Source organism: Quadrisphaera sp. KR29 (genome assembly GCF_052644995.1).
Map to the genome: position 1 here is coordinate 164,741 of NZ_JBQXXG010000008.1, position 15,983 is coordinate 180,723.

A 15,983-nucleotide genomic window follows, 5' to 3' on the forward strand; every position below is an offset into this window, starting at 1 on the left:
CCGCCGCCGTGCGGGAGGCGGCGATGAGTCCGGGCCGGGTGGGGCGTCACCCTGGTGGCACGACCACCAGGAGGAGAGATGTCCTACCAGGCCTACCTCGACGCGCTCGAGGCGAAGACCGGCGCGACCCCGCGCCAGCTGCTCGACCTCGCCGCCCAGCGCGGCTACGGGCCCACCACGAAGGCCGCCGAGGTGGTGGCCTGGCTCAAGGACGACTACGGCGTGGGCCGCGGGCACGCGATGGCCTTCTACGGCGTGCTGAAGAACGGCGCCACGATCAGCGACGCGCACGTGGGCTCCTCCGGCAGCCACCGCGACGCCTCCACCGAGCTGCACCTCGACGGCGTCGCGGCCCGCCCCGGCACCTCCGCCTGACGGCGGCGGTCCGGGGGAGCGGCTCAGGGCAGCGGCTCAGGGCAGCAGCGACAGCTTCCCCACCGCCTTGTCAACGGCCTTGCGCGGGCCGACCACGCTGACCGCCAGCAGCGGCAGCTGCTCGGGGGAGGCCCGGGCCACCTCCGCGAGGTAGTCGTCGTAGACGCGGGTGCTCTGCGCGGCGGCGGGCATGTCGGCGGTGAAGACGCCCTCGGCGCGCAGGGCGCGGGCGCGCACGGCCAGCAGCTGCCCGGCGTCGGCGCCCAGCACCGAGCACCCGGCCCAGGGCAGCCCGGGGTGGGTGGTGCCGCCGGCGTCGACGGCGTCGGGCCCCAGCAGGCCGGCGACGGCGGTGGCCGTGGCGCTGGCCACGCAGACCGCGGCGTTGACCGCGCGCCCCGGCGGCAGGGCGGAGTCGACCACCACCACCCACTTGAGGCGCGCGCTCCGCGTCGGCTCGCCGGTGGCGACCTCCTCGGGGGAGAAGCCGACGCCCGAGCGCGGCGCCGCGGCTGCTGCGGTGTCGAGAGGGCCGGTCGCAGGACCGGTCACGGGGTGGCTCGTGCTGGTCGTCTGTGCGGGCATGCGGTGGACGTTCGCAGGACGTCCAGCGGTTGTCGAGCGCCTCCGCACGACGTCCGGCTAGCGTGCCGCTGTGCGGGACCTCGACGGACTTGATGCGGCGATCCTGGCCGCCCTGCAGGCGGACGCACGGCGGACCAACCGCGACGTCGCCGCCGCGGTCGGGGTCTCGCCCACCACGGCGCTGGACCGCACCAGGGCGCTGCGCGAGCGCGGGGTGATCCGCGGGGCCACCCTCGACGTCGACCTCGCGGCGATCGGGCGCCCGGTGCCGGCGCTCATCGGGGTGCGGATCCGCCCGCCGTCGCGGGCGCGCATCGAGGGGTTCCGCAGCTGGGCCGCGGCCCTGCCGGAGGTGGTCGGGGTCTTCGTGACCAGCGGCACGGAGGACTTCCTGCTGCACCTGGCCGTGCCGGACAACGAGGCCCTGTACGCCTTCGTCATCGACAGGCTCACCGAGCGCCCCGAGGTGGCCGACGTGCGCACCTCCGTGGTCTACGAGCACCTGCGCCCCAGGGTGGTGGCGCCCGCGCCCGGCGCCGGCGGCCGTCCCGGCGGCCGGCGCTGACCACTAGGCCGACGGGTCGGCGGTGGGCTGCAGGTCCACCCGGCTGACCCACACGCGCGCCGGGGCGCTCACCACCTGCAGGACGACGTCGGCGACGTCCTGCGCCTGCAGCAGCGAGCCGGGGGAGCGGCGCCCCACGGGGCTGTCCAGCGAGGCGCCCGCGGCCACCATGCCGGGGTTGACCAGGCTGACGCGCACCCCGCGGCCGCGCAGCTCCGCTCCCAGGGACCCGGCCAGGCCGGCGAGCAGGTGCTTGGCGGCCACGTAGGCGGCGTTGTGGGGGTAGGCGGTGACGGCCGCGCCCGAGCCGATGAGCACCGCGGTGCTCGGCGCGCCGCGCAGCAGGTGCGGCAGCAGGGTGCGGGTGGTCTGCGCCGCCGGGACGCCGGTCACGTCCAGCACCTCCTCCCACCGGTCGGCGTCGGCGTCCACGGCGTCGGCCCAGTCGAAGACGCCGGCGGCGTAGACGAGCACCCGCAGCGGCTCCGGGCACCGCTGCGCCGCCTCGGCGACGGCCCGGCGGTCCCGCACGTCGACGACGTCGCTGCTCACCGCCGCTCCCGCCGCCGCGCCGGCAGCCACCTCGTGGGCGGCGCGGGCGAGCCGGTCGGGGTCGCGGCCCCACAGGTGCACGTGGTGGCCCCGGGCGGCCAGCCCCTGCGCGATCGCGGCGCCGATGGCGCTCGAGGCCCCCACGACCAGGGCCGCTCCGGACCCTGCGCGCAGTGCGCGCCCTGCGGGCTGCGCGGCCGGCACCGCAGGGACCGGTGACCCGTCGGGCGCCGCGCCGGCTGGGCCAGGGGTGCTCACGCGCAGCAGCGTGCTCCCGACCCCGCGTCCCCGCCCGCCGAGCTGACGGGCATGGCCCACGATGACCCGGTGCCCGGATCGACCCTGCTGCTCGTGCTCGACCTCGTCGGCGTGCTCGCCTTCGCCGTCGACGGCGCGCTGACGGCCTCGCGCACCGCACGGCTCGACGTCGTCGGCGTCGTGACCCTGGGGGTCATCACCGCCCTCGGCGGCGGCATCATGCGCGACCTGCTCATCGGCAGGGTCCCCCCGGCCACGTTCTCCGACTGGCGCTACCTCGCCGTCGCCGCCACCGGCGGCGTGCTGGTGTGCCTGTTCGGCTACCGCATGGGCCGGCGCCGCGTGGCCCGCAGCCTCACCGTGCTGGACGCCGCGGGCCTGTCGCTGTTCGCCGTCACCGGCGCCGGCACGGCGCTCGCGGCGGGGCTCGGGCCGGTGCAGTCGGTGCTGCTCGGCGGCCTGACGGCCATCGGCGGCGGGACGCTGCGCGACGTGCTGACCGGCAGGTCGCCGCAGGTGCTCAGCTCGGGCCTGTACGCCGTGCCGGCGCTGCTGGGCGCCACCGTCGTCGTCCTGAGCGCCCAGGTGACCCACACCGACGTCGTCGGCATCGGCTCGGTGTGGGCGGTGGTCGCCGCGGGGCTGTGCTTCGCGCTGCGGATGGTGGGCGTGGTGCGGCGCATCGACCTGCCCGGTCCCCGGCAGCCGCCCGCGGCCTGACCGCTCAGCTGGAGCCGGCGACGAAGACCGGCACCATGACCGCGACCATGACGGCGGCGTCCACCGAGGCCAGTGCGTGCTTGACGCTCCCGGCGATCCGGTCGTCCGCGGCGACGGCCTTCCCGGCGGCCTCCAGGCCCTTCCGGTCCAGCCCCACCGACGCCGGGTCGACCACCTTCGGCAGGACCTTCGAGACGCTGAGCAGCGCGACCAGCGCCGCGGTGCGCTCGTCGTCGGCGCGCCCGCCGCGCAGGGCGCTGGCCACCCTGTCGCGCACGGAGCGCTCGGCGCTCGGGTCGGCCGCGGGGTGGGTGGTGCGCGAGAAGACCAGCAGCACCTTCTCCTGGCGCGGTGTGACGGCGCCCGCCGCCACCAGCCGGCTCACCAGCTCGGGCTCCAGGCCCTTCGCCACCGGCCCCAGCAGGGCGTCGGCGCGGCTGGGGCGCCGTGCCCCGATCCGCGCCAGCGCGGCGTCGAGCACCGGGTCGCCCAGCGGGGCGTCGTCGACGACCACGAGCTTCGCCTTCGGGCCGGGCTCACGGCCGTCGGCGCCGGGCTCGGGCCGCAGGCGGCCGGCGAGCACCAGCTCGGTGAGGACCGCGCCGGCGAGCACGGGGCCGCGGTGGGAGGAGTCGAGCAGCCAGGTGCCCTTCGCGTCGTCCAGGAGCAGCAGGGCGAGGTCCTCGGCGATGAGCACGGCACGACGCTAGCGGCGCCGGGACCGGCCGGTCGAGCGGAGGCGGACGGGGATCGAACCCGCCAGACCGAGGTGCTCGGTCTCGTCGGCTTTGAAGGCCGCGACTCCCACCAGGTGAGCAGACGCCTCCCCGGCGCACGTCCCGCCCGGGGGCGGTGCGGCGCCGTCCCAGCAGGCTAGGCCAGGGCCGGGGTGCCTAGCCTGCGGGGGTGAGCGCTCCTGCACCGTCGACGCCGGCGGCCACCCGCCGGCTGACCAGCTACGCCCACGGCGGGGGGTGCGCCTGCAAGATCCCGCCCGGGGAGCTCGAGGCCGCCGTGGCCGCCCTGGTCGGCGGCCAGCCGCGCACACCCGCCGTCGAGGGGGCGGAGCTGCTCGTCGGGCTGGACGACGGCGACGACGCGGCCGTCGTCGTCCTGCCCTCCTCGACGGCTGGTGGCCAGGCGGTGGTGTCCACCACCGACTTCTTCACGCCCGTGGTCGACGACGCCTACGACTGGGGCCGCATCGCGGCCACCAACGCCCTCTCCGACGTCTACGCCATGGGCGCGGACCCGCTGGTGGCGCTGAACCTGCTGTGCTGGCCGCGCACCGGGGAGCACCAGCTGCCGGTGGAGCTGGCGGCGGAGGTGCTGCGCGGCGGGCTCGACGTGGCGCGCGCCGCGGGCTGCTTCGTGGCCGGAGGGCACTCGGTGGACGACCCCGAGCCCAAGTACGGCATGGCGGTGACGGGCCTGGCCGACCCCGCCCGCGTGCTGCGCAACGACGCCGCCGAGGCCGGGCAGCCGCTGACGCTGACCAAGCCGCTCGGGCTCGGGGTGCTCAACAACCGCCACAAGGCGACCGGGGAGGTCTTCGAGGAGGCGGTGGCCGCGATGACCACCCTGAACCGGGACGCCTCCCGCGCGGCGCTCGCCGCGGGGGCGCGTGCCGCCACCGACGTCACGGGCTTCGGGCTGCTGGGCCACCTGTACAAGATGGCGCGCGCCAGCGGCGTCACCGCCGTCGTCGACGCAGCCGCGGTGCCGTACCTGGCGGGGGTGCGGCGGTCCTTCGCCGACGGCTACGTGCCGGGCGGCTCGCGGCGCAACCTCGCGTGGGTGCAGCCGCACCTGGACGCCCGGGTCGGCGACGACGAGCTGCTGCTGCTCGCCGACGCGCAGACCTCCGGCGGTCTGCTCGTCGCCGCCGACCTCACCGGGTCCGTGCCCGGGTCGGCGCTGGTCGGGGAGCTGGTCCCGCGCCGCCCCGACGGCGCGGTCGTCGTCGTGCGCTGACCCCCACCCGGAGCGCCAGGTCCTCCAGGCCGGAACCGGCCTGGAGGAGCTGGCGCTCGCGCGGGACGCGGGTCAGCTGCGGTGGCCGGCGCCGGTGACGCCGGGCAGCACCTCCGAGGCGCGCTGCTGCTCGCCGGCGAAGGAGCTGATCACCACGAGCGTGCCCGTGAGGGCCGGGATGACCCACTGCATGAGGTCGAGCTTGCCCTGCGCGGAGCTCACCTCCGCGGGGGTGTTCTTGGAGGACTTGGTGCCGCCCTTGACGCGCGGGTCACCAGCGGCGTCCACGACCTTGCCCAGCGCCCGCGAGTAGGCGGTGGCGCCGAGCGCGGCGACGGTGACCACGGTCTTGACCGTGGACATCGCCTTCACCCCGGGCTGGGCGGCCAGGCGGCCGGAGTTGCCGGCCAGCTGGCCCACGGAGCCGACGAGGTGGGCCCCGATGGCCACGGCGTTGACGGGCGTCCACCGGTTCCAGCCGGCGTTGGTGACGCGGCCGGCGTCCTTCTCGTCGGCCTCACCCGCGGCCGCGTTCAGGGCGACGGCGTTGGCGAGCGTCCCGCCGAACCAGGCGGCCAGGCCGACGTCGTGCAGCGAGCGGGAGAAGGTGTTGCGAGCCACAGGAGACCTCCGTGGGGCAGATCGGTCACGGTCAGAGGTCCTCTACCCCGCGATCCCAAGACCACTACCCCTCGGGCGGTCGGATGCTCGGCGGCAGCCGCAGCCCCGCAGGCTCCCGTCAGGCTCAGCTCAAGGGGCCGTCTCCGGCGCGAGGTGGGCGTCGGGCTGCCGGCCCTCGCGGCGCGCGTCGAGGCGCTCGCGCTGGGGCACCACCGTGTACTTGGGGTCCCTCGCCGAGATCATGCCCGCCTCGTACACCCCGAAGCGGGTCAGGGCGGCGCCTGCGTTGAGCAGGGACCCCGCCACCACCGAGACGACCTTGCGCGCCCGCTGCGCCCGGGGTGTGCGAGGCCACACGGGCAGGTCGCTGGCCAGCGCACCGGCGGCTCCGCCGGCCATGGCGATGCGGCTCAGGCGCAGCAGCACCCCGGCCCGGCCGGTGCGGTAGGCCTCGCCGATCATCCCGACCCGGTGCTCCATGCGGTGGCTCAGGGCCAGCTCCGCCACCGCACCGGCCACGCCCATGCGCCGCGCCGGTCCCGCCTGCTCCAGCGGAGCGGCCACCATGCCGATCCCCCCGGCGCTCGCGGCGCCCGAGGCGGCGAAGACGAAGGGCAGCTCGGGGTAGACCGAGTGCCAGGCGGGCACGGCGGTGTCGGCGATGAGGACGGCGGTGTAGGTGGCCAGCGGCGGCCCGAAGACGGCGGAGCCGACACCGCCGACGCGGCCGAGCACGGGCAGCAGCACCTCGGCGAGGTGCCCGAGCCTCGCCCCGGCGACCCGGTGCACCAGCGGCAGCACGACGCCCGACAGCTCGTGCACCGCGGCCAGGCCGGCCCCGGTGGAGAACGGCATGAGGATCCACGAGCCGACGCTCAGCGGCGAGGTCCACTTGACCACCCGCAGCATGTTGAGGAAGCGCGTCGGCACCCCGAGGTCGTCGATGAGCAGGACGACGGACACGACCGACCCGCCCGAGGCCGCCAGGCGCCCGACCTTCGCCAGGGCGGGGCGCCCGGTGGCGTCGGCCAGCGCGCCCATCACCGAGGCGGCGCCGCTCATGCCGCCCAGGTAGAGGTAGCCCGGCACCTGCGGCACCTCCCACACGGGGGTGTGGATGACCTGCCGGCCGTAGTAGGACTGGAACTCCGCGTCGGGGACGACGACGCTCTCCGCGCCCCGCCGCCGGCGCGGCCGGTCACCCACGCCGCGGGCGGTCGCGCGGGGAGCGCCCTGCTCGCTGGGCGCCTCGGTGGGCCCCGGCAGCTGCTCCCCGCGGGTGCGGCCCTGGCCGCGACGCCCGTCGCGCGCCATCAGCGCCTGCCCGCGAAGGCCAGGCCGACGACGGCGAACAGCGCGCCCGCCGCCGCTGCCGCGTGCCGCCACATCGAGGGCAGCGCGCTGGTGGTGACCTTCGGGTCCGGCGGCAGTCCGTAGACCTCCGGGTCGTCCAGGAGCAGGAAGAACGCGCCGTCCCCGCCGACCCCGTCACCGGGGTCGCGGCCGTACAGCTGGGCCTTCGGCTCGCCCGCGGCCTGCAGCTCGGCCAGGCGGGCGTCGGCGCGCTCGCGCAGCTCCTCCAGCGGCCCGTACTGGATCGACTCCGTCGGGCACGCGGTGGCGCAGGCGGGCTGCTTGTCAGCGCCGATGCGGTCGTAGCAGAGCGTGCACTTGTGGGCGCGCCCGGTCGACTCGCGCTTGCCGATGACGCCGTAGGGGCAGGCCGAGACGCAGTAGCCGCAGCCGTTGCAGACGTCGTCCTGGACCACCACGGTGCCGAACTCGGTGCGGAAGAGCGCGCCCGTCGGGCACACGTCCAGGCAGGCCGCGTGCGTGCAGTGCTTGCACACGTCCGAGCTCATGAGCCAGCGCACGCCCTCGATGGAGCCCGAGGGCCCCTGCGCGCCGGCGTCCTCGTGCGGCGGGCGCGTCACCTCCGGCTCGAGGAAGCCCTCCGGGCGCAGGCTCGGCATGCCCAGGCTGACCGCGGGCTTCGCGTTCTGCGGCTCGGCGGGCGCCGGGGCAGCCTGCTCGACGAAGGCGACGTGGCGCCACGTGCTGGCACCGAGCATCGAGGAGTTGTCGTAGGACCACCCCGTGAGGTCCATCTCGCCGGTGGCGGGGACCTCGTTCCACTCCTTGCACGCCACCTCGCAGGCCTTGCAGCCGATGCAGACGGAGGTGTCGGTGAAGAAGCCCATCCGCGGCGGGTGGTCCTCGCCGTAGCCGGAGTGCGACGCCGGGTCGTAGGCCTCGCCGGTGGAGCGCGGGGTGGTGCTCGTCATGGGGTGTTCCGCCCGTCTGTGACCTCGGAGGCGTCGGCGTCCAGCTCGGCGCCCCCGCGCGGGGAGGGCACGTCGTCGTCGGTGGGGAGCCCGGCCGCGGCGCGGCGCTGGGCCACGAACTCCACCAGGGCCGGCCCCCGGGGCCGGCGTCCGGGGAGGACGTCGCACGCGCCGACCTTGTCCTGGATGTGCGTGTTGGGGTCGAGCAGGATCTCCACCAGCTCGTTGGCCGCGTCGCCGCGGCTGATGCCGTTGGGCCCCCAGTGCCACGGGATGCCGACCTGGTGGACCACCTGCACCTGGCCGCCGTCCTCCCCGCCCCCGGGCAGCCGCAGCGGGCGGATGCGCGGCGTGACGAGCACGCGCGCCTCGATCGCGCTGCGCGGCGTGACGACGGTGGCCCACCCCTGGTGCTCCAGCCCGCGCTCGCGCGCCAGCTCCGCGGAGACCTCGATGAACATCTCCGGCTGCAGCTCGGACAGGTAGGGCAGCGTGCGGCTCATGCCGCCGGCGGTGTGGTGCTCGGTGAGCCGGTAGGTGGTGAACACGAAGGGGTAGACGTCCGAGCGGGTCGGCACGCCGCGGTTGCCCGGCCGCGGGAACGCCCGGCGCGCCGGGTTGTACACCCGGTTGGGGTGCAGCGGGTTGCCCACGGGCGACTCGGCGCCCTCGTAGTGCGTGGGCAGCGGGCCGTCGACCACCCCCGACGGCGAGAACAGCCACGCCTTGCCGTCGGCCTGCATGATGAACGGGTCACGCCCGGCGATGGCCGCGGGCCCCCTCGAGCCCGGCGGCGGCACGTACGACGGCGGCTTGGTCGCCTCGAAGTCGGGCACGTCGTGGCCCACCCAGCGGCCCTTCGAGCCGTCACCGGCGCCGGAGTCGGCGTCCGGGTCCCACCAGACGAGCGCCTTGCGCTCGCTCCACGGCCGGCCCTCCGGGTCCGCCGAGGCGCGGTTGTACAGCTGGCGCCGGTTCATCGGCCACGCCCAGCCCCACTCCGCCGCCGTCCAGTCCTGCTCGGAGCCGGGCCTGCGGCGCGCGGTCTGGTTGACCTCGTCGGCGTAGGCGCCGCAGTAGATCCAGCAGCCCGAGCGGGTGGTCCCGTCGGACTTGAGCTCCATGTACGACGACAGGGCCCTGTCGATCCCGTCGTGCGTCTCGGTGCCGCTGATCTCGCGCAGCACCGCCTCGCCGTCCGGCTCAGCGCTGAGGGGGTCCGAGGCCGGCCCGAACTCGTCCTCGTGCAGCGGGTAGTCCCACGTGAGGTCGAGCAGGGGCCTGTCGCGCGGGTCGGTGGAGGCCGCCAGCTTCTCGCGCAGGATGCGCCCGAGGTGCCAGTAGAACCACAGCTCGCTGCGGGCCTCGCCCGGCGGGGCCACCGCCTGGTGGCGCCACTGCAGGAGGCGCTGCGTCTGCGTGAAGGTGCCGGCCTTCTCGACGTGGCTGGCGGCGGGCAGGAAGAAGACCTCGGTGCCGATGTCCTCCGTGCGCAGCTCGCCCGTCTCGATCTCCGGCCCGTCCTTCCAGAACGTGGCCGACTCGATCATCTGCAGGTCGCGGACCACGAGCCACTTGAGGTTGGCCATGCCGAGGCGCTGCAGGCGCGCGTTGGCCGAGCCGACGGCGGGGTTCTGCCCGAGCAGGAAGTAGCCGTCGACCTTGCCGTCGACCATGTCCATGACCGTGCGGTACGTGCCGTGGTCGCCGGAGATGCGGGGCATGTACTCGAAGGCGAAGTCGTTCTCCGGCTGCGCCGCGTCGCCCCACCAGGACTTCAGCAGGCTGACCGTGTAGTCGCGCATGTTGCCCCAGAACCCGGCGAGGTCCTCGGAGGCGCCGACGTAGGAGTCGACGTCGTCCTGGCCCGCCTTGGGCATGGGCAGGTAGCCCGACCACAGGTTGAACAGCGTCGGGATGTCGGTGGAGCCCTGGATGCTCGCGTGCCCGCGCAGCGCCAGGATGCCGCCGCCGGGGCGCCCGATGTTGCCCAGCAGCGTCTGCAGGATCGCCGAGGTGCGGATGTACTGCGCGCCCTGGGAGTGGTGGGTCCAGCCCACCGCGTAGGCCAGCGCGGTGGTGCGCTCGCGGCCGCTGTTGGCCACCAGCGCCTCGGCGACCTGCAGGAAGGCGTCCTGCGGGGTGCCGCAGATCCGCTCGACCATCTCCGGGGTGTAGCGGGCGAAGTGCCGCTTGAGGATCTGGAAGACCGTGCGCGGGTGCTGCAGCGTCTCGTCGCGCCGCGGCTTGGAGCCGATCGTCGCGCCGCCGCTGCCGTAGGCGTCGCCGCCGGCGGTGGCCTTGTGGGTCTGTCCGCCCTGGGTGCCGCCGTCGCTGGTGGCGTCGTCGCCGCTGTCGCCGCCGCTGGTGCTGCTGCGGTCACCGGCGGCGGCCTCGTCGGTGGCGTCCTCGTAGGCCCAGGTCGAGGGGTCGTAGCTGCGGGACTCCTCGTCCCAGCCGGAGAACAGGCCGGTGGGGTCGGTGGACGAGCCGTCAGCGCTGTCCGAGGGGTCCGCTGGGTCTTCAGTGTCGCGGTAGTCCTCCCCGACGATCGCGGCGGCGTTGGTGTACGCCACCACGTAGTCGTGGAAGTAGGCGTCGTTGCTCAGCACGTGGTTGACCAGGCCGCCGAGGAAGGCGATGTCCGTGCCCGCGCGCAGCGGCACGTGCAGGTCGGCCACGGCCGAGGTCCGCGTGAACCGCGGGTCGACGTGGATGATCTTCGCGCCGCGCCGCTTGGCCTCCATCACCCACTGGAAGCCCACCGGGTGCGCTTCGGCCATGTTGCTGCCCTGGATGAGGATGCAGTCAGCCTTGACCAGGTCCTGCAGGAAGGTCGTGGCCCCTCCGCGCCCGAACGAGGTCCCCAGACCGGGGACCGTGGAGGAGTGTCATATGCGGGCCTGGTTCTCGATCTGCACAGCGCCCAGGGCGGTGTACAGCTTCTTCATCAGGTAGTTCTCTTCGTTGTCGAGCGTGGCGCCGCCCAGGCTCGCGAAGCCCATCGTGCGGCGGACCGTGCGCCCGCGGTCGTCGACGTCCTGCCACCCGGCGCGGCGCGCCTCGAGCACCCGGTCGGCGATCATCTCCATCGCCGTCGGCAGCGGCAGGTCCTCCCAGTCGGTGCCTCCCGGGCGCCGGTAGCGCACCGTGGTGACGCGCGTGGGGGAGGTGACCAGCGACTTGCTGGCGCTGCCCTTGGGGCACAGGCGGCCGCGGCTGATGGGGGAGTCGGGGTCTCCCTCGATCTGGACGACCTTCTCGTCCTTGACGTACACGTCCTGGCCGCAGCCGACGGCGCAGAACGGGCACACGCTCTTGACCACGCGGTCGGCGGTCTCGGTGCGGGCGGTGATCGCGTCAGTGCGCGCGGTGCGGACCGCTGCGCCGTGGGCGGTCTTGTCGCTGCCCGTCACCTGGCGCAGCACGGGCCACAGCCCGGTCACGCGCTGTCCGAGCGACCGCGTCCTCGCGCTCGCCCGACGCCCCTCGTCGATGGCCACGCCACAGCAGACCACGCGTGCGCCTGCGCGGCAACGGCGCCCCCTCCCTGACCTGCGACGATCAAGGAAGCCTGCGCCACGGCCGCTCCGTCCCGTGGGCAGCCTCACGTCCGGTGGGGAGCCTGGGGTCCGCTTCCCGGCCCGGACCCGGGACTCAGCCTGCCCACCGGACGTCAGGCTCCCCAGCCGCCCCCACCACGACCACGATCACGCACCTGAGCGCCACGTCCACGGACTCCGTGCGCCGGTGGTGGCGCGGAGCCCCTTGATCGTCACGGGGTTGGGGGCTCGCAGGGGTGGTCCCCTGCAGGGGAGGTCAGCTGGTGACGTCCTTGCGCTCGAAGCCGATGACCGCGAGCACCCCGAAGACCACCGTGAGCACGAGCGAGGTCGCCAGCCCGCGGACCAGGTCGTCCCACACCACCGCGGGCTGCAGCAGCGCCGTCCACGCACCGGCGTCGTAGGTGGGCAGCCAGGCGCGCAGGTCGCCCAGCGCGGTGATGGAGGCGAGGATCGCCGAGAGGATGTTGGCCAGCACCGCCCCGCCCACCGCGCCCAGCGGGGCGTCGGTGCGGGTGCCCAGCCAGAACGCCAGCGCCCCCACCCAGGTCAGCTGGACGACGACGTACGCCGTCGCCATCCCCAGCCGTCCCAGCGCCTGCCCGGCGCCGAGCGCGTCGCCCAGCGGGCTGGTCAGCGGCCCCCACCCGTAGGCCACCGCGCCCACCAGCAGGCACACGGCGATGAACGCCACGATCCCCAGGGTCGAGGACACGGCCGCGACCACCGCCTTCACCGCGAGCAGCCGGCGGCGGCCCACGGGCGCGGCCAGCAGATAGCGCAGCGAGGACCAGCTGGCCTCGGCCGCCACCGTGTCGCCCGCGAAGAGCGCGACCAGGACGACGAAGAGGAAGCCCGAGGCCGCCAGCAGCGCGAACACCGCGAAGTTGACGGCGCTGGAGGTGGCCAGGTCGACGAAGGACGTGCCGCCGTCGTCCTCGCCGCCCAGGGCGAAGGCGCCCACGAGCAGCAGCGGCAGGGCCACCACGAGCACCCCCACCCAGCGGGTGCGGCGGCGCGAGAGCTGGCGGGCCACCTCGACGCGCAGCGGCAGCGCCCGCCCCGCGGCCCGGTCCGGCGCGGCGGCGCTCACGGGGCTGCCACCAGCTCGAGGAAGACCTCCTCCAGGTGCCGCTGGGGCACCACGAGGTCCACCCGCACGCCGTCCTCCACGAGCGCGGCGACCAGCCCGCCCGTCCCGGACGCCCCCGGGGCCACGAGCACCCCGCCGTCGCGCACGCCGAGCACCCGGCCGCCGTCGTCGTCGCGCCCCAGCGCCCGCCCCAGCACGGTCACGGCCCGGTCCACCTGCCCTTCGCCCACGCTGATGAGCACCTCGCCGGAGCCGGCCACCAGCTCCGCCACCGACCCCGCGGCCAGCACCTTCCCGCGCGCCATGACCACCGCGTGGCTGCAGGTGGCCTCCACCTCCGAGAGCAGGTGGGAGGAGACCAGCACGGTGCGGCCGGTCGCGGCGTAGTCGCGCAGCACCTGGCGCATGGCGGTGATCTGCGGCGGGTCCAGGCCGTTGGTCGGCTCGTCGAGCACGAGGAGGTCGGGGAACCCCAGCATGGCCTGCGCGATGCCGAGGCGCTGCCGCATGCCCTGGCTGTAGCCGCGCACGCGCCGGTGCACGGCGTCGCCGAGCCCGGCCACCTCCAGGGCCTCCTCGAAGCGCGCGTCGGCCTCCGGGCGCCCCGTGGAGGCCCAGAACAGCCGCAGGTTGGCCATCCCCGACAGGTGCGGCAGGAAGCCGGGCCCCTCCACGAGCGCCCCGACCCTCGCCAGCACCGGCGAGCCGGGCCGCACCCGCTGCCCCAGCACCTCCAGCGACCCGGCGGTGGGCCGCAGCAGCCCCATGAGCATGCGCAGCGTGGTGGTCTTGCCGGCGCCGTTGGGACCCAGCAGGCCGACCACCTGCCCGCGGCGGACCGTGAAGGACACCCCGTCGACGGCGCGGAACCCGTCCCCGTAGACCTTCTCCAGGTCCCGCACCCGCAGCACCACGTCGTCCTCGGGACCCTCCGGCGCCTGCGCCGGGGCCTCGTGCCCGGCAGCGCCGGCGGCGCCGGCTCGACGACGACGGCGGGCGGCGTCCACCAGCGCGAGCGCGAGCACCGCCAGCACCACGCCGGCCAGGGCGAGCACGTGCGCCCAGGGCACGTCCAGGGAGTCCCCGGAGGGCTCGCTGGCCGAGGCGGGAGCCGCCGCCACCGCCAGCTGCTGGTCACCGGCCAGCGCGACGGCGTAGACGCGGGGGTCGGTGGGCACGGCGTAGGCGGAGTCGGTGGTGGCCACCACCAGGCGCAGGCGGTGGCCTGCGGCGACGTCGCGGACCACCGCGGGCAGCACCACGTCGACGGTGGTGGGCCGGCCGGGGGCGGTGGACACCCGCAGCGGTGCGACCAGGCCGGAGGGCAGCGCGGTGCTGCCGTCGGGGCTGACGTCGGACAGCGAGGCGAAGAGCACCGCGTCGTCGGTGTTCGAGGTGACCGAGAGCCGCACCTGCGAGGCGCCCAGCAGCGTCAGCGGCTGCTCGAGCGGCTCGGTCTCGAAGACGGCGGCCTGGCCGGGCAGCACCGCCGTGCTGAAGCCGCCACCGGCTGCCAGGCCGACCAGGGAGGCGACGTCGCCGATGCCCGGCAGCGCGGTCATCGCCGCCGGGCGCCCACCGGCGGGGGAGAGGACCAGCGCCGGACCCGCCGGCTGGTCCTGCTGGTCCGGCTGTCCCTGCTGGCCGGGGAGCGGCGCCGGGGCGAGTGCGAGCCGCTGCGCGGTGCCCGTGAGCGGCGGCACCGACTCCAGCGTGCGCTCCTCCGGCGCGGCACCGCCGCCTGCCTGACCGCTCTGGCCGCCGCCCTGCCCGCCACCCTGACCGCCGAAGAGGCTCTGGCGCGGGACGGCCACCGAGAAGGGCGGCGTCGGCGCAGCCTGCTCCCCGGAGCCCGCGCCCGGGTCCGCCGGCCCGTCGCGCAGGTGCTCGCCGAACCACGCCGACGCCCGGTCCTCGAAGGCCGCGCCGTCGAAGCCGCCGTCGTGGCCGCCGCCCACCCAGGCCACCGCCACCGGGGCGCCGGAGCGCCGCGCCGCCTCGGCGTTGGCCAGGGAGTCTCCCAGGCCGAACAGGGAGTCGCCCTCCCCCTGCACCAGGAGGACGGCGGCGCGGCTGCCGGCCAGCACCGCGGCCGGCGCGGAGCGCGCGAGCTGCTCGCGCAGGGCGTCGGGCACGACGCCGGTCTCGGCCGCCTGCAGGTAGCCGCGGCACAGGTCCGGGGCCAGGCGCCCGCAGGCAGCGGCAGAGGCGTCCAGGCCAGCGCCCGCCGCACCCGCGCCCGCACCACCGGCCGGTGCCGCGCCGGCCAGGGCGCTGCCGGTGAGGCTCGTCAGCAGCTGCGAGGCCCACCCGGCCTTGAAGACGCCGCCGGCCTGCCCCTGCGCCGCCTGCGGGTCGAGGGCGGTGGACAGGTCGGACCACGTGATGCCCGAGGCGACGGCGTCCACGCGCGGGTCGGTCCCGGCGAGCAGCAGCCCCACGGCGCCCCCGTAGGAGGCGCCCGCCACGCCGACGCGCGGGTCGCCCGGGGCGTCCAGGGCCACCTCCGGGCGCTGGGCGAGCAGGTCGACCAGGGCGCGGGCGTCCGCGACCTCGTAGTCGGGGTCGTCCAGGTGCACGGCGCCGCCGGAGGCGCCGAAGCCGCGGGCCGTGTACGCCAGCGCGGCGTAGCCCTCCGCCGCCAGCGCCCTCGCCTGACCCGTCAGGTCGGTCTTGGAGCCCCCGAAGCCGTGGGCCAGCACCACCGCCGGCACCGGGGAGGTGCGGCCGGCGTCGTCCGGCGCGTACAGCGTCGCGTCGAGCGCCACCTGCTCCCCGCCGGTCTCAGCACCCACGGGCACGGAGAGCACCTCCTCGCGGACGCCGTCCGGGGAGCTGCCGCTCGCGCTGGGGCTGGGGCTGGGGCTGCCGGTGCCCGCGCTGGCGGGCCGGGCCGCCCCGACCGCAGTACCGGCCAGGCCCCCGAGCGCCACCAGCAGCGCGGCCGCCGCGGCCACGAGGCGCCCGGGCCGCGGGCGGCGGACCCCGCGGGTCGACAGCACCCCGTGCGGCACCGGCGCTCCGGCCGGGCCCCCGACCGATGATCGCGCCACGTCGAGAGCATGCCCTGCGATCGGCCCTCCGGCGCGCAGGCCCACCGCGACCGGTGCGTCGTCGTCACCGGGTCGTCACCGTGAGTCACCGGATGTCACCGCTGTCCTGTGGCGTCCGTCACGATGCAGCAGCCTGAGGGCCCGATCGCGCCCGCGGGGGTGGCGCCCACCGGCGTTCGCGGTGACCATGGGTGACCTGCCAGGCACGCCGACAGGGCCGGGGAACAACTCCTGCACCACCGGCGCTGTGCTGGCTCCAGCACCACCGCGGACCGGTGGAGCCCGGCGAGAACCGCCGGCCCACCGCCCGAGACCACCCTGCGCCGCTGGCCCACCCGA

At 76.0% G+C, this 15,983-nt stretch carries 13 protein-coding genes and 1 tRNA gene; 4 read left to right on the top strand and 10 right to left on the bottom strand.

All coding sequences use genetic code 11. From position 1 onward, the window contains the following. Window positions 1-78: 78 nt before the first annotated feature. Window positions 79-375 carry a DUF4287 domain-containing protein gene (locus tag ACUN9U_RS09665; RefSeq protein WP_445484738.1) on the top strand — a complete coding sequence of 99 codons (297 nt, stop codon included), beginning with the start codon at window positions 79-81 and terminating at the stop codon, window positions 373-375. 36 nt (window positions 376-411) lie between these two features. Here ACUN9U_RS09665 and ACUN9U_RS09670 read toward each other — a convergent pair whose 3' ends face one another. Then, a complete protein-coding gene (locus ACUN9U_RS09670) occupies window positions 412-960 on the bottom strand; it encodes a DUF2000 domain-containing protein (protein ID WP_445484739.1) in 549 nt (182 codons plus the stop codon). A 70-nt stretch (window positions 961-1,030) separates the two neighbouring features. Here ACUN9U_RS09670 and ACUN9U_RS09675 point away from each other — a divergent pair, with 70 nt between their 5' ends. Beyond that, entirely contained in the window at window positions 1,031-1,525 is a 495-nt protein-coding gene (locus tag ACUN9U_RS09675) for an Lrp/AsnC family transcriptional regulator (RefSeq protein WP_445484740.1), read from the top strand. A gap of 3 nt (window positions 1,526-1,528) precedes the next feature. Here the strand turns inward: ACUN9U_RS09675 and ACUN9U_RS09680 are convergent, their stop codons facing one another. Then, on the bottom strand, window positions 1,529-2,395 hold the full coding sequence (locus tag ACUN9U_RS09680) for an SDR family oxidoreductase (protein ID WP_445484741.1): 867 nt from the start codon (window positions 2,393-2,395) through the stop codon (window positions 1,529-1,531). A 9-nt stretch (window positions 2,396-2,404) separates the two neighbouring features. On the opposite strand from ACUN9U_RS09680, the gene ACUN9U_RS09685 reads away from it, so the two are divergent. Further along, window positions 2,405-3,055: a trimeric intracellular cation channel family protein gene (locus tag ACUN9U_RS09685; RefSeq protein WP_445484742.1), complete on the top strand. Its 651-nt coding sequence runs from the start codon at window positions 2,405-2,407 to the stop codon at window positions 3,053-3,055. A 4-nt stretch (window positions 3,056-3,059) separates the two neighbouring features. Here the strand turns inward: ACUN9U_RS09685 and ACUN9U_RS09690 are convergent, their stop codons facing one another. Together ACUN9U_RS09690 and ACUN9U_RS09695 are read right to left on the bottom strand one after the other, a co-directional pair. Next, window positions 3,060-3,752 (bottom strand): GOLPH3/VPS74 family protein, encoded by a 693-nt coding sequence (locus ACUN9U_RS09690; RefSeq protein ID WP_445484743.1) that lies wholly within the window; start codon window positions 3,750-3,752, stop codon window positions 3,060-3,062. A 37-nt stretch (window positions 3,753-3,789) separates the two neighbouring features. Next, window positions 3,790-3,882 (bottom strand) — tRNA-Sec (locus ACUN9U_RS09695). Window positions 3,883-3,961: 79 nt separating this feature from the next. Here ACUN9U_RS09695 and selD point away from each other — a divergent pair. Then, window positions 3,962-5,029, top strand: coding sequence for a selenide, water dikinase SelD (gene selD, locus ACUN9U_RS09700; RefSeq protein ID WP_445484744.1), 1,068 nt, complete (start codon window positions 3,962-3,964; stop codon window positions 5,027-5,029). Between the two features lie 72 nt (window positions 5,030-5,101). On the opposite strand, the gene ACUN9U_RS09705 is transcribed toward selD, so the two are convergent. The 6 genes from ACUN9U_RS09705 to ACUN9U_RS09730 all read right to left on the bottom strand — a co-directional run bounded on the left by ACUN9U_RS09705 (window position 5,102) and on the right by ACUN9U_RS09730 (window position 15,644). Then, window positions 5,102-5,650, bottom strand: coding sequence for a hypothetical protein (locus tag ACUN9U_RS09705; protein ID WP_445484745.1), 549 nt, complete (start codon window positions 5,648-5,650; stop codon window positions 5,102-5,104). A gap of 129 nt (window positions 5,651-5,779) precedes the next feature. Next, window positions 5,780-6,964, bottom strand: a complete 1,185-nt coding sequence (gene nrfD, locus ACUN9U_RS09710; RefSeq protein WP_445484746.1) for an NrfD/PsrC family molybdoenzyme membrane anchor subunit — start codon at window positions 6,962-6,964, stop codon at window positions 5,780-5,782. Continuing rightward, window positions 6,964-7,935, bottom strand: coding sequence for a 4Fe-4S dicluster domain-containing protein (locus tag ACUN9U_RS09715; protein ID WP_445484747.1), 972 nt, complete (start codon window positions 7,933-7,935; stop codon window positions 6,964-6,966). Before ACUN9U_RS09715 ends, nrfD begins: the two co-directional genes overlap by 1 nt. Then, a complete protein-coding gene (gene fdh, locus ACUN9U_RS09720) occupies window positions 7,932-11,381 on the bottom strand; it encodes a formate dehydrogenase (protein ID WP_445484748.1) in 3,450 nt (1,149 codons plus the stop codon). Before fdh ends, ACUN9U_RS09715 begins: the two co-directional genes overlap by 4 nt. Before the next feature lie 373 nt (window positions 11,382-11,754). Continuing rightward, a complete protein-coding gene (locus ACUN9U_RS09725; protein ID WP_445484749.1) occupies window positions 11,755-12,591 on the bottom strand; it encodes an ABC transporter permease in 837 nt (278 codons plus the stop codon). After that, window positions 12,588-15,644: an alpha/beta fold hydrolase gene (locus ACUN9U_RS09730; RefSeq protein ID WP_445484750.1), complete on the bottom strand. Its 3,057-nt coding sequence runs from the start codon at window positions 15,642-15,644 to the stop codon at window positions 12,588-12,590. Before ACUN9U_RS09730 ends, ACUN9U_RS09725 begins: the two co-directional genes overlap by 4 nt. Between the last annotated feature and the right edge of the window lie 339 nt (window positions 15,645-15,983).